The following is a 24,322-nucleotide window of genomic DNA, read 5'->3' as shown; positions in this document are numbered from 1 at the left end:
TCACGAGCCCTGGTGCTGGAGCCCCGGCCACCCGAGCCGGGCGCCGGATTTTAAGCTCGGGCAGGGAAGCCCTGGCGCCGGGCGTTCATCGCCACCAGCAAGGTCACCAGCAACAGGGCGGTAATCACCCAGGGGAAGGTGGCCACGCCCGGCCCCTGCAGCAGCAATGCGCCGCCTAGGCCGCCACCGGCGATTGCCAGGTTCCACAAGGTCACCAGCATCGACTGCGCGGTATCGGCGTGCTCTCCAGCGGCCTTGGCCAGCGCAGTCTGCAGCAAGGTGGCCATGCCGCCAAAGGACAGCCCCCAGATAGCGATTGCCCCATAGATTGCCAGTGGCCGGTCGCCGAGCAGGCCCAGCAGCAGGGTCGAGCCGATAAACAGCAGACAGCTGGCCAGTACCAGCTCACGCAGCCAGTGGTCGATCAGCAGGCCCACCAGCCAGATGCTCAGCAAGGCGGCCAGGCCGAACACTAGCAACACCCGCTCGATTTCCCCGCCAAGCCCGGCCGGCTCAAGAAAAGGCGCGATGTAGGTGTAGAGAATGTTGTGGCCCAGCACATAGGCGAAGGTCACGAACAGCACCGGCCGGATCCCCGGCAGGGTCAGGACACGACTCAGCGACAGGCGCTTCTGCGCCCGCAGCCCGGGGAAATCCGGCACTTGCACCAGTACCCAGCCGATCAGGCCCAGGGTCAGCACAGTCATCACGGCGAAACTCATGCGCCAGCCCAGCAGGGCGCCCAGCCAGGTCCCGGCGGGCATGCCCACCGACAGCGCCAGCGGCGCGCCGAGCATGGCCAGGGTAATCGCCCGCCCCTGCAAGTGTGGCGCCACCATGCGGCTGGCATAACCTGCCACTAGGGCCCAGAGCAAGCCGGCGAAGACTCCGGCAAAGAAGCGCGCCACCAGGATCAGGCTGTATTCGGTGGAGAGGGCCGTGATGCTGTTGACCACGGCGAAACCGCCGATGGCGATCAGCAGTAGGGGCCGGCGGCGCCAGCCTTGGGTGAGGAGGATCAGCGGAATGGCCGCCAGCAGTGAGCCCAGGGCGTAGACGGTCACCAGTTGGCCGATCAGCGCTGCAGACACGCCCAGGTCGGCACTCATCTGCGGTAGCAGGCCGGCGGGCAGGGTTTCGGTCATCAGGGTGATGAACCCGGCAGTTGCCAGGGCCAGCAGACCGCCGACAGGTAGGCGTTCGTGGGTTGTGGCAGGTACTTGCAAGGGTTCGCAGGCATTGACGCAATTGCTCATGGAAAGGCCCCGATGGGTGGGTTCGGAAGTGAGGGGCCTAGGGTAGGGCGCTGTTCATGGCGGAAAAATAGGCTAAGGTTCCGAACTTATCGGACACAGGTGTCCTTAATTTCGGAGCGACGCGATGGACTGGCTCGGCAGTATCCCGGTGTTTATGCAGGTGGCGGAAACCCGCAGCTTCACCGAAGCGGGGCGCCTTCTGGGAGTCTCTTCTTCGGCGGTTGGCAAAAGTATCGCCCGTCTGGAGGAGCGCCTGGAGACTCGTCTGTTTCATCGCACCACCCGCAGCATCAGCCTCACCGCCGAAGGCGCCGGATTCCTCGAACGCTGCCGCAGGATCGCCGCCGAAGTCGAGGTGGCGGAGTTCCAGCTATGTGACTCTTCCAGCGCGCCGGTGGGCAAGCTGCGGGTCAGCGCGCCGCAGGTCCATGGGTTGTTGATGCCGGTACTGGCCGAGTTCATGCAACGCTATCCGCAGATCGAGCTGGATATCGACCTCTCCGATCGCATGGTGGATGTGGTGGAAGAGGGTTTCGACCTGGTAGTGCGCACCGGCAACCCCAAGGACTCGCGGTTGCTGGCCCGGCAGCTGGGGCGCTTTCGCATGGTGCTAGTGGGCAGCCCCGGCTATTTCCAGCAGCGCGGCGTGCCGCAGACCCCGCAGGAATTGCGCAGTCATTCCTGCCTGCGGCATACCTTTCACCACACCGGCAAGCTCGAGGCCTGGCCCTTCAAGGTTCAAGCGGATGCGTCGGAGCCGGTGCTGCCCACTCGCCTGACCAGCAGCTCCATCGAGGCAGTGGAGCACGCGGCGCGCAGCGGGCTGGGCATTGCCTGCCTGCCGGACTTCATGGTCCAGGCCGCGGTGCGCCGTGGCGAGTTGCAAACCGTGCTCGACCCATACCTGGAGCACAACGGCGCCTTCTGGGTGTTGTGGCCTTCGAGCCGGCATGCAGCGGCCAAGCTGCGGGTGTTGATCGAGCACTTGAGCGAGCGACTTTTTCCGGCAAACAGTGGTCAGTAAACTGATGAGAAATTTAAGGCACCAATTACCCGCGCTGCGGGACGCTGATCTGTTGCACAATACGCGCCGGAGCGTTTTCCTCAGGATTCTCGATGTTTAAATCATTTCATCTGCGCGCCACGGCCGGGGTGTTGCTGCTGTCTGCGGTGGCCGGCTGTTCGTCGCACAAGACCGCCATCTACGAGCACGAAAGCTTCGATGATTCCGGCACGTTTTCGCGCAATTACCCGGTGAGCGATGCCGCCTCCTGTGAGGCCGCGCGGCGTGCCCTGCTCAGCCAGGGCTACATCATCACCAGCAACGATCCGAAGCTGGTCAGCGGCCACAAGAGCTTCCAGCAGACCGGTGAGACCCACCTGGAAATCAGCTTCAACGTGGTTTGTGCCCAGGACGGCAGCGGCGACCAGCGTTCGACGATGTTCGCCAACGCCCTGCAGGACCGCTATGCGCTGAAGAAGGTGAACAACTCGGCCAGCCTCGGCGTGGGCGTGTTGGGCTCGGTGTCGATGCCGATCGGCTCTACCGATGATTCGATGGTCAAGGTGGCCAGCGAAACCGTGTCCTCGGCCAAGTTCTATGACCGCTATTTCGCCCTGGTGGAGTTGTTCCTGCCCCAGGAAGCGAAGAAGGCGGCGCATATCGAAGAGAAACCCAAGGCCGACCTCGGGGTTCCCGAGAACAAGCCCGAGGCGCCAGCCAAGCCCGAGCCCAAGGCGCAGCCAGTGGTCGAGCCTGCCCCTGTGGCCGCGCCGGCACCCGCCACCGAGCCTGAGCCTGCGCTCTCGCAACCCCTGGCTCCTCCGGCCGAGGCGGCGCCGATAGTGCCGGCAGCCAGCAGCGAGCCAGCGCCCGCCACGCAAACCGTCACGCCGCCACCGGCCAGCAACCTGCCGCCGCCCAGCGAGCCGATTCCGGCCCTTCCGAGCAGCGGGCACTAAGGCTCCTAGACCGAGCTGGGGTCGACTTTTTCAGCGTCGATCTGATACCGGCTCAAGGCTTCGCCGACCTGGCTGTAGGGTATCTCCCCGTCATCGGCCAGGGCTTTCAACGCCGCCAGGGCGATGAAATGCCGGTCCACCTCGAACAACTGCCGCAGGTTTTCCCGGGTATCGGACTGGCCGAAGCCGTCGGTGCCCAGGGCGACGAAGCGCCGACCCTCGACGAAGGGGCGGATCTGGTCGGCGAACAGCTTCATGTAGTCGGTGGCCACTACCAGCGGGCCTTGATGGCCTTCCAGGCATTGCTCGACATAGGCCGCTCGCCGAGGCTGCTGCGGATGCAGCAGGTTCCAGCGCTCCGCCGCCAGGCCCTGGCGGCGCAGTTCGGTGAGGCTGGTGGCACTCCAGATGTCGCTCTGCACCCCGAAGTCCTTCTCCAGCAGCTGCCCGGCGGCGATCACCTCGCGCAGGATCGAGCCGCTGCCCATCAGTTGCACCCGCGGGGCTTTGGCGCCCTGGGCGGTGCTTGAGCTGAAGCGGTACAAGCCCTTGAGAATGCCTTCGCGAGCACCTTCGGGCATGGCCGGTTGCGGGTAGTTTTCGTTGAGCAGGGTGATGTAGTAATACACATCCTCCTGCTGCACATACATGCGCTGCATGCCTTCATGGATGATCACCGCCAGTTCATAGGCGAAGGTCGGGTCGTAGGAGATGCAGCAGGGGATCACCGAGGCGAGGATATGGCTGTGGCCGTCGTCGTGCTGCAGGCCTTCGCCCATCAGCGTGGTGCGCCCGGAAGTGGCGCCCAGCAGGAAGCCCCGGGCCCGCGCATCGCCGGCGGCCCAGGCCAGGTCACCGATCCTTTGGAAGCCGAACATCGAATAGAAGATGTAGAAGGGCAGGGTCATGACCTGGTGGTTGCTGTAGGAGGTACTGGCGGCGATCCATGAGGAAATCGCCCCGGATTCGTTCAGGCCCTCCTGCATGATCTGGCCGTCCTTGCTCTCCTTGTAGTAGCTCAGTTGCCCGGCATCCTGTGGGGTATAGAGCTGGCCCACCGCCGAGTGGATGCCGATCTGGCGGAACAGGCTTTCCATGCCGAAGGTACGCGACTCGTCAGGCACGATCGGCACCACCCGCTTGCCGATCTGCGGGTCCTTGAGCAGGGTGCCGAGAATGCGCACGAAGGCCATGGTGGTGGAGATCGCCCGGTCGCCGGTGTCCTTGAGCTGGGTGGCGAAGGCTTCCAGGGCCGGGATCTGCAGCGGTGCGCAGTCGTTGTAGCGAGCCGGTACATAGCCCCCCAGGCGGCTGCGACAGGCTGCGAAGTAACGGCCTTCCGTACTGTCCGCCGCGGGCTTGAGGTAGGGCATTTCAGCCAGTTGCTCATCGCTGACCGGCAGTTCGAAGCGATCACGGAAGGCCTTCACTGCCTCGGCCCCCATCTTCTTCAACTGGTGGTTGATATTCTGGCCTTCGCCGGCCTCGCCCATGCCGAAGCCCTTGACGGTTTTCGCCAGGATCACCGTGGGCCGGCCGCTGTGGCGTACTGCGGCGGCATAGGCGTTGTAGACCTTGAGCGGGTCGTGGCCGCCCCGGGAGAGCTTCCAGATTTGCTCGTCCGAGAGGTCGGCCACCAGCTCCAGCAATTGCGGATACTTGCCGAAGAAATGCTCGCGCACATAGGCGCCGTTTTGCGACTTGTAGTTCTGATAGTCGCCATCCACGCACTCCATCATGCGCTGGCGCAGCAGGCCGCTGCGGTCCTTCTCCAGCAGCGCGTCCCAGCCGCTGCCCCAGATCACCTTGATCACGTTCCAGCCGGCGGCGCGGTACAGGCTTTCGAACTCCTGGATGACCTTGGCGTTGCCCCGTACCGGGCCATCGAGGCGTTGCAGGTTGCAGTTGACGACGAAGATCAGGTTGTCGAGTTTCTCCCGCCCGGCCAGGGAAATCGCCGCCAGGGATTCGGGCTGGTCCATTTCGCCGTCGCCGAGGAAGGCCCAGACCTTGCGCCCCTGGTGCTGCTTGAGACCGCGCAGTTCCAGGTAGCGCATGAAACGCGCCTGGTAGGCCGCGGTGATCGGCCCCAGGCCCATGGAAACAGTGGGGAACTGCCAGAAGTCCGGCATCAGCCTGGGGTGCGGATAGGAGGAAATGCCCTGGCCGTCGGCCTCGCGGCGGAAGTTGTCGAGCTGGGCGGCGCTGATCCGGCCTTCCAGGTAGGCGCGGCCGTAGATGCCTGGGGAGGAGTGGCCCTGGATGTACACCATGTCACCGTCGAAGCTGTCGCTGCGGCCGCGGAAGAAATGATCGAAACCCACGTCGTAGAGCACGGCTGCCGAAGCATAGGTGGCGATGTGGCCGCCCACGCCCGAATGCTTGCCGGCGCGCAGCACCATGGCCATGGCGTTCCAGCGGATCATCGCGTTGAGCTTGCGCTCGGTTTCCAGGTCGCCGGGGTAGGGCAGCTGCCGCTCGGGGGCAATGGTGTTGATATAGGGCGTGGTCACCCGGCCATGGAAGTCGCCGTGGCGTGCCACGTCGAAATCCAGCAACTGGTCGATCAGGTAATGGGCCCGCGGGCGACCTTCCACCGTCAGCACCGACTCCAGAGAGTCGAGCCATTCGCGGGTTTCCTGGGGATCGTTATCGAGGGTTGCACTGTTGTTCTGGGTCATACCTGGCTCCGTGTTGGGCGGGGTTCCAGCGCGTGGATTCTTGTGGAATCGGAAGGTACTCGGCGCTGAGAAAAGTAATTGCAATTGCAACTACATGGCCGAATCTATCCCGGCATGCGCTACTATTGCAACCCTTCTTCAAACCTTCGGATGGTGTGGCATGTCTTCAAAAGAGCCCGATGTCTGGTTCCGTTTTGTCAGGGCTCACCGGACGGTGATTCGCGAAATCGAGCGCCGCCTGTCCCAGGCCGGCTTGCCGGCGTATGCCTGGTACGACGCCCTCTGGGGCCTGGAAAGCGGCGCCGAAGGTACTCGGCGCATGCACGAATTGGCCGATGTGCTGGCCATCGAGCGCTACAACCTCACACGCCTGGTGGACCGCCTGGAAAAAGACGGCCTGGTGCAGCGCTCGCGCTGTGAGGGCGATGGTCGCGCGGCCTTTGTCAGCATCACCGACGAAGGGCGCAAGCTGCGCAAGAAGATGTGGAAAATCTACGAGGCGACAGTGGCCGAGCTGTTTCTCTCGCAACTGGACAGCGAGCAGAAACACGCCTTTGCCGATGCCCTGGAACGCACCGCGACCCTGGCCAGGGCGGCGGCCAACGGTGGCGACACAGGCTCCAGGGGCTGAGCCCGGCACCGTCAGGGCAGGCCATAGGTCGCCATGGCCTGTTCCACGCATTGCATGGGCAATTGCCCAGCGTCTGCCAGGCTCTTGAGTGCCAGCACGGCGATCCAGCGAGCCTCGGGGCAGTGGCCGCGTCGCGGGTCGCGGGCGGCATCGAAGGAGTCGGTGCCCAGGGCCACCAGCTCGGCCTTGAGGTGAGGGCGTAGCTGTTCGGCCACCGCCTGGCCGTAGCCAGTCACTGCAATCACGGGCGCCGAGTCATCCGCCAGGCAGCGCTGCAGGTGTGAGCCGCGCTTCTCCTGCCCAGGATGCAGGCGATTCCAATGCTGCGCCGTAGCCGCTTCCCGCGCCAGGCGGGTGTAGCTGGGGCAACTCCAGAGCTGGCTGGCCACCTTCCAATCACGCTGCAGCAGATCCGCCGCGGCCCTGACCTGGGCAAACGCCCGGCCGGCGCCCAGCAGGCGCACGCGCCCCGCCGCTGGGTGGGCAGTGATGTCCGTCACCTTGTACATGCCCTGCAATGCGGCTTGCCGTTGCTCGGGCGTCAGTTCCAGTTGCAGCTCATGGTCATGCAGGGCCAGGTAGTAGAAGCCTGGCTGGCCCTCGATATACAGGCGTTGCAGGGCCTCCAGGACAATCGCCTCGGCCTCTGCGCCAGTGGCCGGGTCGAATGGCAGGCAGTGTGGGTTGTGGGCCAGCCACAACGCCAGTGACGGGTCGGCACCCTTGGGCCATGGGGAGGCTTGGGTCTCACTGTCGTTGCACAGGATGCCCCGCGCCGCGGTCTCGGCGCTGACCGCGCACAACTGCGCCGAAGAACTGCAGCGGTGCAGATAGAGCAGGGGTTTTTCCGCGCTATCGGTGGAGAACCACAATGGCCAGGCGCTGATCCGGGTACTCCTTTGTGGTGCACCGTGGCTGCGCACCACAAAGGACTGGCGTGCGGTGTGCCGGTCCAGCTCCAGGGTATTGGCCATCTCCAGCACGGTGTTGAGTGGCGAACCGCCAGGGGGGCGGGCGCTCCTGAGCAGGTCCAGGCAGGCCTGGGCCGCCTGTTGCGCGAGGGCCTGGTGGCGAGTGGGGAAAAGTGAGGATGGGTTCATGCTCGGCGCCGTCCGCAAGGGGGGAGAGCGGCTACCCTAACGGATCGGCAAATATGATTGCAATTGCAATCATTGCAGTTGCATCTGTGTTCGAGGGTTAAATTCCTCACGGGCTGTTACGTTTTAATGATAGAAATCCTGACCTGGGGGGTAGTATTTTTTCTGTCATCCCGGCACTTTATGCTGATCCCGATGGTCATTAGGCACAGGGCTATTGAACAAGGTTTTTCAACAACGGAAAAAGGAGTCCGCCATGGACGAATACCAAGAGGAACTGCTGGAGTATCAGGCTTTCGAGCTGGATCCTCTGGAGCCTGCAGAAGACGCCACCGAGCTGTAACGCCGATGGCGTTTTTTTTTACCGTTTCTCTAGCCGAGTTGTCGGTGACTGCGGCGAAAATCCCCGGGGGTCTGGCCATTCCAGCGCTTGAAGGCCCGTTGAAACGCCTCGGCTGAGGCAAAGCCCAGCAGATAGGCTATCTCCCCGAACGCCAGTTCAGTATCGCGAATGTAGGTCATGGCCAGGTCGCGGCGGGTGTCATTGAGAATCGCCCGGAACTGCGTCCCTTCTTCCGCCAGCTTGCGCCGCAGGGTCCAGGTCGGCAGCTTCAGGCGCATCGCCACTTCTTCCAGGTCCGGCTCGCGGCCGCCATTGAGCAACGGCCCCAGCATCTGAATGATGCGTTCGCGCAGGCTGCGGGTGCGGGTCAGTTGTTCCAGTTCTCTCTCGCACAACTGCACCAGATGCCGCCAGGTGCTCGGGCAATGCTGCGGGTTGCGCAGGCCCAGGCTGGCCTGGCTCAGGCGCAGCTGGTTCTGTTCGGCGCCGAACTGGATAGGCGTGGGGCCGAGCACCGCATAGGCCTCGTGGTAATCCGGGCGCTGGAATTCGATATCGATCTGTTCGGCGTGGATCGCCTGGTCGGCGACGCTGGACAACTGCTGCAGCCAGCCGGAGATGATCGAGTCCACCACGAAGCGGTTGTAGGCGTTGTACGGGCTGATGGAGTAGAAGCACAGCCAGGCGCCGCTGGCATCCTCGTGAAAGCTCGACTGGCCGCGATAGTTGGAGCCATACAGAGCTTCGAAGCGGATCAGGCAGCGGGCGGCTTCGCGCACGGTGGGGGCCTGGGCTGCGGTCACTCCGGCCAGGCCGACCTGGCTCAGCCGGCTTAGGCGGCCCATGCGCAAGCCCAGGGCCGGGTCTCCGGTCAGCTGGATCGCCCCGTGGCCCAGGCGCATGTAGCGCGGGATTGACAGCCGCGCTCCGGCTTCGCCCAGGCGCGCGGCGTCCAGGGCGTACTGTTCCAGCAGGGGGGTGGGGTCCTGCCCGTAGCTGAGGACCGCGTCCACCAGGCTATGGACGAAGCCCACCGACAAGTCGCCCAGGCGCATCGGTGGGGTTTTCATTGGCCTACAACCAGATGTTCAGCAGGCGGGCGCCGCGGTTGCCGTCGTCGGCAAAGGTCTGGCCGTTGCTGTTGATGAAACTCTGGCCACTGCTACGTTGGCCCCAGAACTGGCCGCGCAGGAACACGCTGACCCCGGCGCTGGCCAGGCTGCTGGGTGCACGCGCAGTCAGAGTCAGGCGATGCCAGGCCTCCCCCTCGCTGACTTCCTCGGGCTTGAGGCTGACTTCGCTGGGGGTGGCGATGCTCTTGTATCCGCGCCAGGGTTTGTCCCAGCCATCACGGCCCATGACAAAGGCCGGGACCGCCACCAGTTGGGCGTGCTGGTCATTGAGCTTGCGGTAGTTGTCGGGGTACCAGCTGTCGCTGCCGATCAGCACACCGAGGCGCCCGGCCGGGGTGTCGATAACCTCCAGCGCTTTGTCGGCATCGCCCTTCACGTAGCCGCTTTCGGCATAGGTCGGGTAGATCTGCCGCTGGGGCTGGCCCATGGGCAGGCCATCGCTGCCAAACACCAGGCTGCTGTTGTACAGGGCGCCGCTGCCGATCTGCAGGTTGCCCTGGCTGACACTGGGTTCTGGAAGAATGATGCTGCCGGCCACCAGGGTCACATGAAACTCCTTGGCCAGGCCACCGAACAGCGACTGATAGTCCCGAGCCATCCTCTTGGCCTTCATGCGCAGGTACGCATCGTCCAGGCGGCTATCACCCCTGGCGCTGATCAGCGCCTTGAGAAACGGCAGCGGGTTGCTCACCGCCAGCCAGTTCATTGCCTCTTTCAGAGAGGTGGCCTGATACAGCTCATTCTTTTCACCACTGACCATCAGCCAGGTACCGACATGCTCGGGCAGCACGACGATGGTCTTGTCATTGACCAGGCCCTTTTCACGGGCTTGCTGCATGTAGGCCGCAAGCTTGCGATGCAGGCGCTCGATGCTCTGGTAGTCGGTGGGGAACAGCTCGGGCTGGATTGCCAGCAGGTTGCCGTGGTCGGCAGGCACACCCTGGTCCACCGCGAGCTGGATACGCAGGTCCGACAGGTAGTGCGCCCCTGGACGATCACGGGTCCAGATGGCGTAGCTGGTGATGGCGGCAAGCAGGGCCAGGGTGAGGGTGATGTAGAGAAGTTTGCGCATGGGAAAACAGTCAGCGGCCGTGTGCTGGATCGTGACATTTCTCGGATATTTGGACCAAAGGTACAGGAAAACAGTGTGTTAGAGCGGTTTTTTGCATGAAATGGGTCATTTTCCGTGGCGTCTCGGGCTTTTCCCTGGGCTGCGCCTGCGATGTCGCCTCAGGGGGGAGAGGGCTGGCAGGTTGCTGCGGTCCTGCATCGAGCGCGTCAGGTTTAGTGCAGTTGCCCCTACTTTCGTCGAAGCTTCAGGTTTTGCACGTTGATGGGTTGTTCGACAATGAAGCAATCTTGAAAGTTCTTCGGGACTTATCCGAAGAGGCTCAGTAGTGGCGAACTAATAGTTCCAAAGTGGACTGCTGGGTCATTCATAACAGTTATTAAAAAAACCAGCGGTCCAGGGGGCCACTTATCAGTTGTAGCCGCTGTTTCGGCCCAATTGGTTGTTTTGCTATCGAAGTATGTCTTTCTATTGAAGTTCGCCTCCACTCATTTTCTTCAAAGGATGAAGTGATGAACTCCATAGAAAAGGAACTTGATTGCGGTCGTTCCGTAACTGACCAGCAAAAGATCGAAGAAGTCACCCACCAAATTACCGAGCATGGTAACGAGCTACGCAGACGCTATCCTGTCCTGAACTATCAGAACGCCCTGGGTGCAAGTGCCATGGCTGTTTCGGTGACAGTTATGGTGGTGACTGGTGTGTTGTATGTGAAGGGCATCATGCCCGCGTGGTTGTGCATCTTGGTAAACGCGCTGTCGACCTCGATCATTCATGAACTTGAACATGACCTGATTCACCGTCTGTATTTCCGGAAACAGCCTCTGGCCCATAACTTCATGATGCTGTTGTGCTGGCTGACGCGCCCGGGAATGCCCAGCCCCTGGCTCAGGCGCGGCCTGCACTTTCATCATCACAAGGAGTCCGGAACCGCCACCGATGTCGAGGCCTGGATCACCACTAGCGGCAACCCCTGGGGCATTCTCAGGCTGCTGAAGCTGATGGATGGCTTCCTGTTCGGCTTTGTGAATGCGGTCTGCGCGCCGGGCTGGCGGCAGAAAATGAAACTGCTGGCCAGGATCATTCGCCTCAATACCCCCTTCGGGCTCCTGTACTGGGGCAGTTGGTATGTGTTCCTGGGTTATCACTTGTCTACCTGGCTGGGCGGCCTGGCAGGAGTACCGCCACCAAGTTCGCCGTTAGTGCTGCAAGTGATGAACGTGATCGATTGTGCAGTGGTCATTATTGTTGCGCCGAATATGATTCGACAGTTCTGCCTGTATTTCATCAGTTCCAATATGCATTATTACGGCGATGTTGCGCCACGCAATGCTCTACAACAAACCCAAGTAATGAACCATTGGCTGCTGTGGCCGTTCCAGTTGTTCTGTTTCAACTTTGGCAGTACTCACAGTATTCATCATTTTGTCGTGAAAGATCCTTTTTATCTTCGACAGATGACGGCGCCCTATGCCCATGAAGTCATGGCGAAGGCCGGAGTTCGTTTCAATGACTTCGGTACCTACAAGCGGGCAAATCGTTTCAAGTTGGATACGGTCCACTTTCAGTCCAGAGGCTGAAGGTCTTTTGCACCTCTATTGTTCTTGTTATCACAGGTTTGCATTGCCGTTGACGAATGCAACCGGCCTCTTGGTTTCGGTTTTTAACTCATGCTGACCCTGGCCGACTCTCGCCAGGGCGGCATGACGATGGATGGGAGTTTTGAGAATGGAAGCGCAAGGAACATGTGCGAAGGGTTTCGAAGCCGTGCTGCACGCCTTCGAGGCAATGTTCGATGATCCCCAGGAGCGCGGCGCCGGGCTCTGTGTGCAGGTCGGCGGCCAGACCGTGGTCGACCTGTGGGCCGGCGTGGCGGACCTGGAGGGCAACAAGCCGTGGCACCACGGCACCCTGGCCAATACCTTCTGCACCATCAAGCCCTTGGCCGCAGTGGCTGCCCTGATGCTGGTGGAGGAGGGCAAGCTGGAGCTCGACGCGCCGGTGGCCCGCTACTGGCCCGAGTTTGCCCAGGGTGGCAAGGGGCGGGTCACCGTGCGCCAGGTCATGACCCACACCTCCGGCATACCGGCGCTGCGCGGGCCCAATCACAACGCCATGATGTATGACTGGGAGCACATGGTTGAGATCCTGGCTGCCGAGCCATTGTGGTGGCAGCCAGGAACCGGGTTGGGGTATGCCACCACTATCTTTGGCTGGGTCATCGGTGAGTTGATTCGCCGGGTCGACGGTCGAGAGCCTTGCACCTTCATCCACGAGCGGATCACCCGGCCCCATGACCTGGAGGTTTACCTGGGGGTCGAGGAACAGGATTTTGAGCGTATCGCGCATTTCGATGCCGCCGAGGGGCGGGTGGGCGACTACTACTCGGAGGACCTGCGCAAGGTGATCATTGCCGAGCCGGAGCATGTCGCGACCCTGGCCTTTACCAACCCGGGCATGGTCCCCCGGCGCACCTGCGACCCCCGCTGGTGGGCCTATCGGCAGCCGGGGGTCAACGGCCACAGCACCGCCCATGGCCTGGCCGGCTTTTACAGCGCATTGCTGGGGGGCCGCCTGATCGGGCCTGACCTGTTGAGTGAGTTCACCCGTGAGCACAGCAATGACATGGATCGCATCTGGCGACGCCCCATGCGCTATGGCCTGGGCTGCATGATGGAGCAACCGGCCGATCCGGCTGCCTCCCTCGGCATGGGGCCCGAGACTTTCGGTCATATCGGCCTGGGCGGCCCGATCAGTTTTGCCGACCCCGAACGCGAGGTGAGCTTCGGCTTTGTCACCACCACCTCGGGCCGGCACACCATGATCGATCCCCGTCCGCAGCAACTGGCCGCGCTGGCCTACGCGGCACTTTAAGAGGAAGGGGGGATGGTAAAAGGGTGTGCGTTCTGATCATTAAGTTGTCAGTTACGGTCATTGAGTGCCCGATGTTCTGCTCTTAGTCTGTGCAGCACTACTGATGGAAGCCGCAGAGCTTCCGCATTTTTCCGTGATTGCCCGATCTGGAGTGACACCATGGCTGGAGCACCTTACCCGCATTTGCTGGCCCCCCTCGACCTGGGTTTCACCACCCTGCGCAACCGCACCCTGATGGGGTCGATGCACACCGGTCTGGAAGAAAAGCCCGGCGGCTTCGAGCGCATGGCGGCGTACTTTGCCGAGCGTGCACGGGGCGGCGTGGGCCTGATGGTCACCGGCGGCATCGGCCCCAACGATGAGGGCGGGGTGTATTCCGGGGCCGCCAAGCTGACCACCGAAGAAGAGGCACTCAAGCACCAGATCGTGACCCGTGCGGTGCACGAGGCGGGCGGTAAGATCTGCATGCAGATCCTTCACGCCGGGCGTTATGCCTACAGCCCCAAGCAGGTGGCTCCTAGCGCCATCCAGGCACCGATCAACCCGTTCAAGCCAAAGGAGCTGGACGAGGAAGGCATCGAGAAGCAGATCCGCGATTTCGTCACCTGCTCGACCCTGGCCCAGAAGGCCGAGTACGACGGTGTCGAGATCATGGGCTCGGAAGGTTATTTCATTAATCAGTTCCTGGCCGCCCACACCAACCACCGCACCGATCGTTGGGGCGGCAGCTATGAAAACCGCATGCGCCTGCCGGTGGAAATCGTCCGCCGGGTACGTGAGGCGGTGGGCCCGAACTTCATCATCATCTTCCGCCTGTCGATGCTCGACCTGGTGGAAGGCGGCAGCACCTGGGAAGAGATCGTGCAACTGGCCCAGGCCATCGAGCAGGCCGGCGCCACCCTGATCAACACCGGGATCGGCTGGCACGAAGCGCGGATCCCCACCATCGCCACCAAGGTGCCGCGTGCCGCATTCAGCAAGGTGACGGCCAAGCTGCGCGGTTCGGTGAGCATTCCCCTGATCACCACCAACCGCATCAACACCCCGGAAGTCGCCGAGCAGATCCTCGCCGAGGGCGATGCCGACATGGTCTCCATGGCGCGGCCATTCCTGGCCGACCCGGACTTCGTCAACAAGGCCGCCGAAGGCCGCGCTGACGAAATCAATACCTGCATCGGCTGCAACCAGGCGTGCCTGGACCACACCTTCGGCGGCAAGCTCACCAGTTGCCTGGTCAACCCGCGCGCCTGCCACGAGACCGAGCTGAACTACCTGCCGGTCAAGCAGATCAAGAAGATCGCCGTGGTCGGTGCCGGCCCGGCGGGCCTGTCCGCCGCTACCGTGGCCGCCGAGCGTGGGCATCAGGTGACCCTGTTCGATTCCGCCAGCGAGATCGGCGGCCAGTTCAACATCGCCAAGCGAGTGCCGGGCAAGGAAGAGTTCTTCGAGACCCTGCGCTACTTCAAGCGCAAGTTGCAGACCAGCCATGTCGAGCTGTGCCTCAACACCCGCGTCGATGTGCAGCAACTGGTGGCCGGCGGCTTTGACGAAATCATCCTGGCCACCGGCATTGCCCCTCGCGTGCCGGCGATTCCCGGGGTGGAGCACGCCAAGGTCCTCAGCTACCTGGACGTGCTGCTGGAGCGCAAGCCGGTGGGCAAGAGCGTGGCAGTGATCGGTGCCGGCGGCATCGGCTTCGATGTTTCCGAATTCCTCGTGCACCAGGGTGTGGCCACCAGCCAGGATCGCCAGGCGTTCTGGAAGGAATGGGGCATCGACACCCAGCTCCAGGCCCGTGGCGGCGTGGCCGGGATCAAGCCCGAGCCCCATGCACCAGCGCGGCAGGTGTTCCTCTTGCAGCGCAAGAAGACCAAGGTCGGCGACGGCCTGGGCAAGACCACCGGCTGGATCCATCGCACCGGTCTGAAGAACAAGCAGGTGCAGATGCTCAACAGCGTCGAGTACCTGAAGATCGACGATGCCGGCTTGCATATCCGTATCGGTGAGGCCGGCGAACCCCAGGTGCTGCCGGTGGACAACATCGTCATCTGTGCCGGCCAGGATCCGCTGCGTGAACTGCAGGACGGCCTGGTGGCGGCAGGGCAGAACGTGCACCTGATCGGTGGTGCCGATGTGGCCGCCGAACTGGACGCCAAGCGCGCCATCAACCAGGGTTCGCGTCTGGCGGCCGAGCTGTAACGGCCTGCCGTCCTGTAGCCGCTGCCGCAGGCTGGGCACGAGGCCGCAGGCCTCGCCCAGCGGGCAATCGCGCTGCAACCAGCGAGCGCGGTTGCCTGTCTTGCGGGTTCTGCGAACCCGTTCGCAGCCTGCGGCAGCGGCTACAAGGATGAGCCTGGGCCTGGAGCTGATAGACTGCGCAGCTTCTTTCCCGAACCCCCGCTGCCGATGTCCTTCCCCGAATCCTTCGACTGGTTACCCCACGCCCCGCTGCAACGGCTGGAGCTGGACTGGCTGTCGCGGGCCGGGGTCGAGGTGGCGGTATTGCGCCTGGACCTGATCGATCCGCTGATCAGCGGCAACAAGTGGTTCAAGCTCACCGAGCACCTGGTGACGGCCCGCAGCCTGGGCGCTCAAGGGGTTATCAGTCTGGGGGGCGCCCACTCCAATCATCTGCATGCGCTGGCCGCCGCCGGTCGGCGTTTTGCCTTTCCCACGGTCGGGCTGTTGCGCGGCCATCCGCAAGACACCCCGACGGTCCTCGACCTGCAAGCGTTTGGCATGCACCTGCACTGGCTGGGCTACGCCGGTTACCGGGAGCGCCACGCGCCCGGCTTCTGGGCCGAGTGGCAGGCGCGCTACCCCGGGCTGCACCCGGTGCCGGAGGGCGGAGGCGGGCTGGCGGGCGCTTCAGGCTGCCGCGTGTTGCGCGAACAGGTGCAAAAACAGTTGCCCGCCCTGGGCTGGAGCGACTATCACGGCTGGTGGCTGGCCGCGGGCACCGGCACCACCCTGGCCGGGCTGGTGCTGGCGGAGGCCGGAGCGCATCCGGTCTATGGCGCCCTGGCGGTCCCCGAGGATCACGGGGTGGCGCAGCAGGTCGAGGGGATCTTGCAAGAGGCCGGGCAGGGCTGCGGCGGTTATCAGCTGCTGGACAGCAGCCGCGGCGGTTTTGCCAAGGTCGATGAAGTGTTAAGCGGGTTTATCCGGCTCACTGAACAACAATGCACTCTACCGCTTGAACCCTTGTACACCGGCAAGGCCCTGCTGGCTTTGCAGGAACAGGTCCAGGCCGGGCGTTTCGCCCCGGGTTGCCGGTTGATCTTTGTGCATACCGGCGGCCTGCAGGGCCGCCGCGGGCTGTTGGCTCAGGCCTGACCGCGCTTGCGCCACATGCGTTGCAGAGTGTTGTCGCGCATCACGTAGTGGTGATAGAGCCCGGCCAGGGCGTGCAGCCCGATCAGCCAGTAGCCGACCGTACCCAGCAGTTCGTGCCAGCCCTGGAGCTGCTTGGCCAGTGGCTTGTTCTCGGCCAGCAGCAGCGGTAGGTCGAGGCCGTAGAACATCACCTGATGGCCCTTGGCGCTGGTGGTCAGCCAGCCGAGGATCGGCATGGCGATCATGAACAGGTACAGCGCCCAGTGCATCAGGGTCGACAGCAGCCGTTGCCAGTGGGGCGGGGTGGGCAGGATCTTCGGTGCTACGCCCTGGGCACGAGCGAACAGGCGCAGCCAGACCAGCGCAAACACTGTCAGGCCGAGCATGAAGTGGGCTTCGACAATCAGCGTGCGACCACCGCTGCCTTTGGGGAAGATGCCGCGAAATTCGATACAGGCGTAAACCACGGCCAGTAGCACCAGCATCAACCAGTGCAGGGCGATCGTCATGGTGCTGTAGCGAGACTCAGTGTTTTTCCAGGGCATACGGGACATCCTCGGTCATCAGGTCTGAAGCCTCCGTTCTTGAGCGACGGAGTGCTTTAACTGTAATCCGCTTTATGCCGGTCTGCCTGAAGCTGTAGCGGCTTTTATCGCACCCCTGTGTAGCGCCGGGGCGGTGGGCGGGTATGAAAAAACGGCGGCCCCGAAGGCACCGCCGTTTTTTAATATTGCCCCGTGCCTGAATCAGTTGCCCTGGGGCATTTCCCCCCGGGCCAGGCGCTGGTTGATGTCGGCGATCACCTGGGGCAGGTCGGCGATGGTGTCGATCAGGTAGTGCGGGCGCGAAGCCTCGAACAGCTTGTGGATGCGCTTGCGCTCGCTGGCCAGGGTGTCGCTGGCCAGGGCCCGGTAGCCTTCGTAGGTCAGGCCCAGGGCATTGCCCGAGCAGGTCAGCGCCACGGTCCACATGCCGGCGCGGCGGCCTTCGAGAATGCCCGGTACGGTGTCGTCGATCTTCACGCAGGCGGCCACGTCGTCGATGCCCAGGGCGATCACGTTGGCCAGGGCCTGGGCTGGCCATGGGCGACCGTTGGGCACTTCGTCGGTGGCCACCACGTGGTCGGCGGTGTAGCCGTTGGTGGCGGCCAGGGCTACCACCTTGTCCATCACCTGCTTGGGGTAGCCGGAGCAGGAGCCGATCTTGATCCCCTGTTCACGCAGCTTGGCGATCACCTCCAGGGCGCCGGGGATCAGCGCCGAGTGCTCGGCGATCTTCTCGATCTGCAACGGCATGAAGCGTTCGTAGATGGCGGTCACATCGGCGTCAGTCGGGGTGCGGCCGAAGACCTTGCGATAGCGCTCGGCCACCTCCGGCAGGTCGCACAGGGTGCGGATGTGGTCCCACTTGCCCATGCCCATGGGGCCGCGGGCTTCTTCGATGGACACCTGCACATCGAACTCGGCGAAGGCTTCGACAAAGATCTGGGTCGGGGCAAAGGAGCCGAAGTCGACCACGGTGCCGGCCCAGTCGAGGATCGCCGCTTGCAGTTGAGAAGGGTTGCTGTAGTTCATGGTTTCGATGCCTGTGTAGGAGCGAGCTTGCTCGCGAAAAAGGTTCGGTATCGCGTCGCCTGATTCGCGAGCAAGCTCGCTCCTACAGGCTCGGTGGGGAGTCAGATGTCGAGGACTTCCATCTCCCGCAGCACCTCGGCGATGGCGGCGACGGCAGCCTGCATGCCGCGGCGGTCGACATGGCCGATGCAGCCCACGCGGAAGGTTTCGACCTGGGTCAGCTTGCCCGGGTAGAGGATGAAACCCTTGGCCTTGACCCGCTCGTAGAAATCCTTGAACTGGTAGCGGGGATCTTTCGGGGCGTGGAAGGTGACTATGATCGGCGCCTGGATCGCTTCCGGCAGAAAACTGCGCAGGCCCAGTTCGCCCATGCCATCGAGCAGGGTCTGGCAGTTGTCGGCGTAGCGGGCGTGGCGCGCCGGCAGGCCACCTTCCTCGGCGTATTGCAGCAGGGCTTCATGCAGCGCGGCGACCACGTGGGTCGGCGGGGTGAAACGCCACTGGCCGGTCTTGGCCATGTAGCTGTGCTGGTCGTGCAGGTCCATGGCCAGGGAATGGGCATTGCCGCCGGCCTGGGCCAGGGACGCCTTGGCAGCGAAGACAAAGCCCATGCCGGGCACGCCTTCCAGGCATTTGCCGGAGGCGGCGATCAGCGCATCGAAGGGGATTTCCCGGGCATCGATGGGTAGCGCGCCGAAGGAACTCATGGCGTCGATGATCAGGCGCTTGCCATGGCTGGCCACCACCTGGGCGATTTCCGGCAGCGGGTTGAGGATGCCGGTGCTGGTTTCGCAGTGGATCAGCGCCACGTGGCTGATGCTGCTGTCGGCCTGGAGCAGGCGCTCGACATCCGCGGCCGTGGTGGGCTGGTCCTCGGCGGTTTCGAAGGTGCTGAAATCCCGGCCGAGCACTTCGCAGATCTTCGCCAGGCGCTTGCCGTAGGCACCGTTGATCAGCACCAGGACCTTGCCGTCGCGGGGCACCAGGGTGCCGATGGCCGCTTCCACGGCGAAGGTGCCACTGCCTTGCAGGGGCACGCAGTGATGGCTGTCGGCGCCCTGGATGATGGCCAGCAGTTGTTGGCACAGGCTGGCGGTCAGCTGGTTGAAGCGGTCATCCCACGAACCCCAGTCCACCAGCATTGCCTGGCGGGTGCGGGCGGAGGTGGTCAGGGGGCCGGGGGTAAGCAGGATTGGCTCGGCGATGCTCATGCTGTGTCCTCGAAAAGGTGGGGATGACGCTACGGGGACTAAATTGCAGTTTGCCTTGTCATCAATCAAATTGTTTGTTGTTATGCCAGCCATCAGTGAGGCCGATAGCTATGAACCTGTTTCAACTCCGCGCATTCGATGCCGTGGCCCGGGAAGGCAGCTTTACCCGGGCCGCCGGGCGGCTGTTCATCAGCCAGCCGGCGGTCACCGGGCATATCAAGGCCCTGGAAGAGCATTACCAGATCACCTTGCTGCGGCGCACTGCGCGCCGGGTGGAACTGACCGAAGAGGGCATCAAGCTGGCGGCCATTACCCGGGCCATGTTCGGCCTGGCGGAAGAGGCCCAGGCCATGCTCGAGGCCAACCGGCAATTGCTCACCGGGCGCCTGGAAGTGGCAGCGGACGGCCCCCATCTGGTCATGCCGATGCTGGCCAGCCTGCGGGCGCGCTACCCGGGGGTGACGGTCAACCTGCGCCTGGGCAATGCCCAGGAAACCCTGGCGGCGCTGTTGTCCGAGCATGCCGACGTGGCGGTGCTGACCGAGGTCGAGCCGCGCAAGGGCCTGCACCTGCAAAGCCTGGGCGAGTCGCGGATCTGTGCCCTGGTGCCCGATGGGCACCCTTGGCTGGAACTGGCCGAGGGCGTCGCCATCGAGCAGTTGGACCAGGTGATCATGGTGCTGCGCGAACCGGGTTCGATCACCCGCCGGACGTTCGATGAGGCCTGTGGGCTGGCCCAGGTCCAGCCCCGGGTGCTGCTGGAGCTGGACAGCCGCGAAGCGGTGACCGAGGCGGTGGCGGCGCACCTGGGGGCGGGCATTGTCAGTTCGGTGGAGGTTGGCCACGACCCGCGGGTGCGCACGGTGCCGATCCGCGGTGCGGGGCTGGTCAACCGGCACATGATCGGCTGCGTGGAGCGGCGCCGGGACCTGCGCCTGATTCAGGCGTTTTTCGCCCTGGCTCCAGCCTGAGCCCACCTCCACTCTTGTAGGAGCTGGCTTGCCAGCGAAGAGGCCCGAGAGATCGCCTTCGCCGGTAAGCCAGGCTCCTGCGGTCTCGGTGTCTGGGGGATCGCCTTCGCCGGCAAGCCGGCTCCTACGGTAGTGGTGCCTGGGAGATTGCCTTCGCCGGCAAGCCGGCTCCTACAGGGCGGTGGGGGAGGCCAGGCTTTCGCGTACCAGGTCGAGGAAGGTGGCGACGATCCGTCGCGAACTCTGTTCGCGCAGGCACACCAGGGTTTCGGTCAGGCGCCGCTGGCAGTCGACGATCGGCAGGGCGCAGACCCGGGCGTCGGCGCCGAACTCCGCCGCCGAGACCACCCCCACGCCAATGCCCACCACCACCGCTTCGCGCGCGGCTTCGCGACCTTCCACCTGGATGGTCGGGCGGATGCGCAGGCCGGCGCGGTTCATTTCCTCTTCCAGGGTCTGGCGGGTTACCGAACCGACCTCCCGCAGCACCAGGGGCGTGTCGTCCAGGTCGGCGAGGCAGATGGACTGGCGGCCGGCCCAGGGGTGGTGACGGGAGACGAACGCCACCATCGGGTCGTTGCGCAGGGTCAGAGACAGCAGGCGCTCGTCGTCCACGGCCCGCCCCAGCAGAGCCAGGTCGGCCTGGTAATTGAACAGGCGCAGCAGCGATTCATCGGTGTTGCCGGTTTCGATCTTCACATTGATCCCGGGGTACAGCTCGCAGAACCGGGCGATCTGCGGCAGCACATGCACCGGGGCATCCACCGCCAGTACCAGGCTGCCGGTCTGCAAGGCCCGGGACTCCTGCAGCAGCTCCTTGGCTTCGGCTTCCACCACGAACAGGCGCTGGGTGATGGCCAGCAGGCGCTCGCCCAGGTCGGTCAGGCGCACCGAGCGCTTGTTGCGATGAAACAACAGTACCCCGAAGCGCTCTTCGAGCTTGCGCACCTGGTCGGAAATCGCCGGCTGCGTCAGGTACAGGCGTTCGGCCGCCCGGGTGAAGCTGCCGTGCACCGCCACGGCGTGGAAGGCTTTCAATTGGGCGTGGGAAACCGACATGGGCCAAACCTCTTACAAGCTGAGCTTATATTTGAAATACGATAAATCGATTTCATTTATTAGTCAGTAATTGCTTCCATCCCTGCAAGCCCAGTGACCGGTCGGTCGACCGGCACCGGGCCCTGAGGCCTGTGTGTGCAGCTTCGGTCCCCGAAACGGGCCGGCAACAGGACTCATCTGACCAGCAGCGCCCGCCGCGAGGGCCCTGCTGCAGTGCTCAAGAATAAAAAACACAGGCGTTTGCTTCGCATCCTGCCGGCACACTCACCCTGAGGTCAGAACCACAATGAACAAGCAGATCGGCACCATCAAACGTTGGCGCGTGCAGATTTTCGCCATCACCTGGATCGCCTACGCGGCGTTCTACTTCACCCGCAAAGCCTTTTCCGTCGCCAAGCTGGGGATCGCCGACGATCCCGACTTCACCCTCGACAAGATGGCCATGGCCAACCTCGACGCCATCTACCTGGCGGCCTACGCCGTGGGGCAGTTCACCTGGGGCATCTTCGCCGACCGCTTCGGCCCGCGGGTGGTGGTGCTGGGCGGCTTGCTGATCTCCGCCGCTGCGGCGCTGGTCATGGGCAGCTTCGCCACCTTGCCGGTGTTCGCCACCTGCATGCTGGTCCAGGGGCTGGCGCAGTCCACGGGCTGGTCGGGGCTGTGCAAGAACATCGGCAGTTTCTTTCCCGCCGGGCAGCGCGGCAGGGTGCTGGGGCTGTGGAGTTCCTGCTACGCCTTCGGCGGCCTGGTGGCCTCGCCCTTTGCCGGCTGGTGGGCCTATACGCTGATCGGCACCTGGCACGCGGCGTTCATTTCCAGTGCGGTGGTGGTGGGCCTGACCGCGGTGCTGTTCTTCATCTTCCAGCGCAATACCCCGGAGGACGTGGGCCTGCCGGCCGTGGAGCCATTGCCCCCGCAGAGCGCCGAAGAAGACGCCGCCGAACGGCGCATGAGCGTCTGGGAACCGCTGCGCGAGATCCTGCGCAACCGCACGGTGCTGATCCTCGGGCTGTCGTACTTCCTGCTCAAGCCGGCGCGCTACGCGATCCTGCTGTGGGGGCCGGTGATCGTCTACGAACAGATGCCCTCGGTGGGCAAGGTGGGGGCGGCGATCGTGCCCACCAGCTTCGAGCTGGCCGGGCTGTTGGGGCCGGTGATGATCGGCCTGGCCTCGGACAAGCTGTTCGGCGCCCGGCGCATGCCGGCCTGTGTCATCAGCCTGCTGGCGCTGACCCTGTCCCTGGCGCTGTTCATGGGCGCTCTGCATACCGGCAGCGTCGTGCTGGTGATGGCCCTGCTGTTTTTCATGGGCCTGACCCTGTACGGCCGGACTCGATGATCTGTGGCGCTGCAGCCATCGACTTCGGCTCGGCCAAGGCCGGGGCCACCGCGGCCGGTTTCGTCAATGGCTGCGGCTCGGTGGGCGCGGTGCTGGGTGGCCTGCTGCCGGGTTACTTCGACACGGTCACGGTGTTCATCGTGTTTGCCGCCTGCGCCCTGGTCTCGGCCCTGGTGCTGGTGCCGTACTGGAACAGCCGGCCCCAAGGGCTCGAGCCGGTGCGCGCACTCGTTCCCAATGGACCTTTGCTGATCAAACCGCTGCGTACCTGACTTTCGGGCCTCTTCGCCGGCAAACCGGCTCCTACGAAGGCTTGTAGGGGCAGGCTTGTCAGCGAACCCACTCGCCGTTTTTTACCTGGAGACTCACCATGCGACCTTTCTGGCTGGAACAGGCCCTGCAACAGCAACCCTCACCGGCGTGCCCGCCACTGGCGGGCGATACCACCTGCCAGGTGGCGATTGTCGGCGGCGGCTACACCGGGCTGTGGACCGCCATCATGCTCAAGGAGCAGCACCCCGGGCTGGACGTGCTGCTGATCGAGGCGGATATCTGCGGCGCCGGTGCCAGTGGGCGCAACGGCGGCTGCGCGCTGTCCTGGTCGGCCAAGTACTTCACCCTGGAGCGGCTGTTCGGTGTCGAGGAGGCCGTGCGCCTGGTCAAGGAGTCCGAGCAGAGCATCTATGCCATCGGCGCCTTCTGCGAGCGTTACGGGGTGGATGCCCAGTACCGTCTCGACGGCACTTTGTACACGGCCACCAACCCGGCCCAGGTCGGCTCCACCGATGGCGTGATCGCTGCGCTGGAGCGCCGCGGCATCAACTCCTTCGACAAGCGACCCCTGGCCGACGTGCAGCGCATGGCCGGTTCCAGCCAGCATCTGGAGGGCTGGTATTCGCCGGCGGCGGCCAGCGTACAGCCGGGCCTGCTGGTGCGCGGGCTGCGCCGGGTGGCCCTGCAACTGGGCGTGAGGATTCATGAGAACACCGCCATGACCGGGCTGGAGGAGGGGCGCCCGGCGCTGTTGCGCACGCCCCTGGGGCAGATCCGCGCCGAGCGCGTGGTACTGGCGATGAATGCCTGGATGGCCCGAGCCTTCCCGCAATTCGAGCGCAGCGTGGCGATTGTTTCCAGCGACATGCTGATCACCGAGCCGCGGCCCCAACTGCTGCAGCAGATCGGCCTGACCAGCGGCGTGACGGTGCTGGATTCGCGGATCTTCGTGCACTACTACCACAACACCCCGGACGGTCGGATCATGCTCGGCAAGGGCGGCAACACCTTCGCCTATGGCGGGCGGATGCTGCCGGTGTTCGACCAGCCGTCGCCCTACGCCGGCTTGCTCAAGCGCAGCCTGGGGCAGTTCTTCCCGGCCTTTGCCGACGTGCCGGTGGCGGCCACCTGGAATGGCCCGTCGGATCGCTCGGTGACCGGCTTGCCGTTCTTCGGCCAGATGAGCCGCGCGGGCAATGTGTTCTACGGTTTCGGGTATTCCGGCAGCGGCGTCGGCCCCTGCCATATGGGCGGGCAGATCCTCGCCTCCCTGGTGCAGGGGCTGGACAACCCCTGGACTCGCTCGCCGCTGGTCAATGGCCCCCTGGGCTACTTCCCGCCGGAGCCGATCCGCTACCTGGGTTCGCTGGTGGTGCGCAACGCCATCCGCCGCAAGGAACGGGCCGAGGACCACGGGCGCCGGCCGCGGCACCTGGATGTGCGCCTGGCGCGTTTCGCTGCGGCGGCCGGCAAGGCCGACAAGGGCTGAAGCCTGCCGGCCACTGACTTTTTG

At 64.1% G+C, this 24,322-nt stretch carries 19 protein-coding genes and 1 pseudogene; 11 read left to right on the top strand and 9 right to left on the bottom strand.

All coding sequences use genetic code 11. From position 1 onward, the window contains the following. Positions 1-50: 50 nt before the first annotated feature. Positions 51-1,256 carry an MFS transporter gene (locus tag ABCR88_RS22045; RefSeq protein WP_350403558.1) on the bottom strand — a complete coding sequence of 402 codons (1,206 nt, stop codon included), beginning with the start codon at positions 1,254-1,256 and terminating at the stop codon, positions 51-53. Between the two features lie 124 nt (positions 1,257-1,380). On the opposite strand from ABCR88_RS22045, the gene ABCR88_RS22040 reads away from it, so the two are divergent. Continuing rightward, the gene (locus tag ABCR88_RS22040) at positions 1,381-2,280 is read left to right on the top strand and encodes a LysR family transcriptional regulator (protein WP_325985009.1); all 900 of its coding nucleotides are present in this window, start codon (positions 1,381-1,383) and stop codon (positions 2,278-2,280) included. A 92-nt stretch (positions 2,281-2,372) separates the two neighbouring features. Further along, the gene (locus tag ABCR88_RS22035) at positions 2,373-3,218 is read left to right on the top strand and encodes a DUF2242 domain-containing protein (protein ID WP_350403557.1); all 846 of its coding nucleotides are present in this window, start codon (positions 2,373-2,375) and stop codon (positions 3,216-3,218) included. Between the two features lie 5 nt (positions 3,219-3,223). Here the strand turns inward: ABCR88_RS22035 and aceE are convergent, their stop codons facing one another. Further along, positions 3,224-5,899 carry a pyruvate dehydrogenase (acetyl-transferring), homodimeric type gene (gene aceE, locus ABCR88_RS22030; RefSeq protein WP_350022983.1) on the bottom strand — a complete coding sequence of 892 codons (2,676 nt, stop codon included), beginning with the start codon at positions 5,897-5,899 and terminating at the stop codon, positions 3,224-3,226. Positions 5,900-6,059: 160 nt separating this feature from the next. Here aceE and ABCR88_RS22025 point away from each other — a divergent pair, with 160 nt between their 5' ends. Then, on the top strand, positions 6,060-6,530 hold the full coding sequence (locus tag ABCR88_RS22025) for a MarR family transcriptional regulator (RefSeq protein WP_041119135.1): 471 nt from the start codon (positions 6,060-6,062) through the stop codon (positions 6,528-6,530). 11 nt (positions 6,531-6,541) lie between these two features. Here the strand turns inward: ABCR88_RS22025 and ABCR88_RS22020 are convergent, their stop codons facing one another. After that, positions 6,542-7,630: a hypothetical protein gene (locus tag ABCR88_RS22020; protein WP_041119133.1), complete on the bottom strand. Its 1,089-nt coding sequence runs from the start codon at positions 7,628-7,630 to the stop codon at positions 6,542-6,544. 214 nt (positions 7,631-7,844) lie between these two features. On the opposite strand from ABCR88_RS22020, the gene ABCR88_RS22015 reads away from it, so the two are divergent. Then, on the top strand, positions 7,845-7,970 hold the full coding sequence (locus tag ABCR88_RS22015) for a hypothetical protein (RefSeq protein ID WP_011062261.1): 126 nt from the start codon (positions 7,845-7,847) through the stop codon (positions 7,968-7,970). Between the two features lie 29 nt (positions 7,971-7,999). Here the strand turns inward: ABCR88_RS22015 and ABCR88_RS22010 are convergent, their stop codons facing one another. Further along, the gene (locus tag ABCR88_RS22010) at positions 8,000-9,040 is read right to left on the bottom strand and encodes an AraC family transcriptional regulator (RefSeq protein WP_041119131.1); all 1,041 of its coding nucleotides are present in this window, start codon (positions 9,038-9,040) and stop codon (positions 8,000-8,002) included. Positions 9,041-9,044: 4 nt separating this feature from the next. After that, positions 9,045-10,175, bottom strand: coding sequence for a carbon-nitrogen hydrolase family protein (locus ABCR88_RS22005; protein ID WP_350403556.1), 1,131 nt, complete (start codon positions 10,173-10,175; stop codon positions 9,045-9,047). 509 nt (positions 10,176-10,684) lie between these two features. On the opposite strand from ABCR88_RS22005, the gene ABCR88_RS22000 reads away from it, so the two are divergent. The 4 genes from ABCR88_RS22000 to ABCR88_RS21985 all read left to right on the top strand — a co-directional run bounded on the left by ABCR88_RS22000 (position 10,685) and on the right by ABCR88_RS21985 (position 16,382). Further along, entirely contained in the window at positions 10,685-11,752 is a 1,068-nt protein-coding gene (locus tag ABCR88_RS22000; RefSeq protein ID WP_350403555.1) for a fatty acid desaturase, read from the top strand. A 148-nt stretch (positions 11,753-11,900) separates the two neighbouring features. Further along, complete coding sequence (locus ABCR88_RS21995; RefSeq protein WP_011062257.1) at positions 11,901-13,046, top strand: EstA family serine hydrolase; 1,146 nt, start codon at positions 11,901-11,903, stop codon at positions 13,044-13,046. Between the two features lie 159 nt (positions 13,047-13,205). Next, on the top strand, positions 13,206-15,245 hold the full coding sequence (locus ABCR88_RS21990) for an NADPH-dependent 2,4-dienoyl-CoA reductase (protein ID WP_011062256.1): 2,040 nt from the start codon (positions 13,206-13,208) through the stop codon (positions 15,243-15,245). 207 nt (positions 15,246-15,452) lie between these two features. Further along, the gene (locus ABCR88_RS21985) at positions 15,453-16,382 is read left to right on the top strand and encodes a 1-aminocyclopropane-1-carboxylate deaminase (protein ID WP_350403554.1); all 930 of its coding nucleotides are present in this window, start codon (positions 15,453-15,455) and stop codon (positions 16,380-16,382) included. On the opposite strand, the gene ABCR88_RS21980 is transcribed toward ABCR88_RS21985, so the two are convergent. The 3 genes from ABCR88_RS21980 to ABCR88_RS21970 all read right to left on the bottom strand — a co-directional run bounded on the left by ABCR88_RS21980 (position 16,373) and on the right by ABCR88_RS21970 (position 19,167). Next, on the bottom strand, positions 16,373-16,927 hold the full coding sequence (locus ABCR88_RS21980) for a cytochrome b (RefSeq protein ID WP_011062254.1): 555 nt from the start codon (positions 16,925-16,927) through the stop codon (positions 16,373-16,375). The genes ABCR88_RS21985 and ABCR88_RS21980 overlap by 10 nt on opposite strands. Before the next feature lie 201 nt (positions 16,928-17,128). Further along, positions 17,129-17,956: a phosphonoacetaldehyde hydrolase gene (phnX, locus tag ABCR88_RS21975; RefSeq protein ID WP_047287945.1), complete on the bottom strand. Its 828-nt coding sequence runs from the start codon at positions 17,954-17,956 to the stop codon at positions 17,129-17,131. A gap of 101 nt (positions 17,957-18,057) precedes the next feature. After that, entirely contained in the window at positions 18,058-19,167 is a 1,110-nt protein-coding gene (locus ABCR88_RS21970; RefSeq protein ID WP_041119121.1) for a 2-aminoethylphosphonate--pyruvate transaminase, read from the bottom strand. A gap of 110 nt (positions 19,168-19,277) precedes the next feature. Between ABCR88_RS21970 and ABCR88_RS21965 the strand changes: the two genes are divergently transcribed. Next, the gene (locus tag ABCR88_RS21965; protein ID WP_161466494.1) at positions 19,278-20,138 is read left to right on the top strand and encodes a LysR substrate-binding domain-containing protein; all 861 of its coding nucleotides are present in this window, start codon (positions 19,278-19,280) and stop codon (positions 20,136-20,138) included. Between the two features lie 171 nt (positions 20,139-20,309). Here the strand turns inward: ABCR88_RS21965 and ABCR88_RS21960 are convergent, their stop codons facing one another. Next, a complete protein-coding gene (locus ABCR88_RS21960) occupies positions 20,310-21,197 on the bottom strand; it encodes a LysR substrate-binding domain-containing protein (protein ID WP_011062250.1) in 888 nt (295 codons plus the stop codon). Positions 21,198-21,483: 286 nt separating this feature from the next. Between ABCR88_RS21960 and ABCR88_RS21955 the strand changes: the two are divergent. Continuing rightward, a pseudogene (locus ABCR88_RS21955) lies at positions 21,484-22,808 on the top strand (MFS transporter). Positions 22,809-22,906: 98 nt separating this feature from the next. Next, positions 22,907-24,298, top strand: a complete 1,392-nt coding sequence (locus ABCR88_RS21950; RefSeq protein WP_350022979.1) for an FAD-dependent oxidoreductase — start codon at positions 22,907-22,909, stop codon at positions 24,296-24,298. The last annotated feature ends 24 nt before the right edge of the window (positions 24,299-24,322 follow it).

Source organism: Pseudomonas sp. W17 (genome assembly GCF_040268305.1).
GTDB lineage: Bacteria > Pseudomonadota > Gammaproteobacteria > Pseudomonadales > Pseudomonadaceae > Aquipseudomonas > Aquipseudomonas protegens.
Note: the sequence above shows the minus strand (reverse complement) of the source record. Positions and strands in the feature narration are given on the sequence as shown.

What these genes read in the sequence shown, in the direction of transcription:
- ABCR88_RS22045 (WP_350403558.1), bottom strand. Translation starts at nt 1,256, where the DNA reads ATGAGCAATTGCGTCAATGCCTGCGAACCCTTGCAAGTACCTGCCACA.
- ABCR88_RS22040 (WP_325985009.1), top strand. Translation starts at nt 1,381, where the DNA reads ATGGACTGGCTCGGCAGTATCCCGGTGTTTATGCAGGTGGCGGAAACC.
- ABCR88_RS22035 (WP_350403557.1), top strand. Translation starts at nt 2,373, where the DNA reads ATGTTTAAATCATTTCATCTGCGCGCCACGGCCGGGGTGTTGCTGCTG.
- aceE (WP_350022983.1), bottom strand. Translation starts at nt 5,899, where the DNA reads ATGACCCAGAACAACAGTGCAACCCTCGATAACGATCCCCAGGAAACC.
- ABCR88_RS22025 (WP_041119135.1), top strand. Translation starts at nt 6,060, where the DNA reads ATGTCTTCAAAAGAGCCCGATGTCTGGTTCCGTTTTGTCAGGGCTCAC.
- ABCR88_RS22020 (WP_041119133.1), bottom strand. Translation starts at nt 7,630, where the DNA reads ATGAACCCATCCTCACTTTTCCCCACTCGCCACCAGGCCCTCGCGCAA.
- ABCR88_RS22010 (WP_041119131.1), bottom strand. Translation starts at nt 9,040, where the DNA reads ATGAAAACCCCACCGATGCGCCTGGGCGACTTGTCGGTGGGCTTCGTC.
- ABCR88_RS22005 (WP_350403556.1), bottom strand. Translation starts at nt 10,175, where the DNA reads ATGCGCAAACTTCTCTACATCACCCTCACCCTGGCCCTGCTTGCCGCC.
- ABCR88_RS22000 (WP_350403555.1), top strand. Translation starts at nt 10,685, where the DNA reads ATGAACTCCATAGAAAAGGAACTTGATTGCGGTCGTTCCGTAACTGAC.
- ABCR88_RS21995 (WP_011062257.1), top strand. Translation starts at nt 11,901, where the DNA reads ATGGAAGCGCAAGGAACATGTGCGAAGGGTTTCGAAGCCGTGCTGCAC.
- ABCR88_RS21990 (WP_011062256.1), top strand. Translation starts at nt 13,206, where the DNA reads ATGGCTGGAGCACCTTACCCGCATTTGCTGGCCCCCCTCGACCTGGGT.
- ABCR88_RS21985 (WP_350403554.1), top strand. Translation starts at nt 15,453, where the DNA reads ATGTCCTTCCCCGAATCCTTCGACTGGTTACCCCACGCCCCGCTGCAA.
- ABCR88_RS21980 (WP_011062254.1), bottom strand. Translation starts at nt 16,927, where the DNA reads ATGCCCTGGAAAAACACTGAGTCTCGCTACAGCACCATGACGATCGCC.
- phnX (WP_047287945.1), bottom strand. Translation starts at nt 17,956, where the DNA reads ATGAACTACAGCAACCCTTCTCAACTGCAAGCGGCGATCCTCGACTGG.
- ABCR88_RS21970 (WP_041119121.1), bottom strand. Translation starts at nt 19,167, where the DNA reads ATGAGCATCGCCGAGCCAATCCTGCTTACCCCCGGCCCCCTGACCACC.
- ABCR88_RS21965 (WP_161466494.1), top strand. Translation starts at nt 19,278, where the DNA reads ATGAACCTGTTTCAACTCCGCGCATTCGATGCCGTGGCCCGGGAAGGC.
- ABCR88_RS21960 (WP_011062250.1), bottom strand. Translation starts at nt 21,197, where the DNA reads ATGTCGGTTTCCCACGCCCAATTGAAAGCCTTCCACGCCGTGGCGGTG.
- ABCR88_RS21950 (WP_350022979.1), top strand. Translation starts at nt 22,907, where the DNA reads ATGCGACCTTTCTGGCTGGAACAGGCCCTGCAACAGCAACCCTCACCG.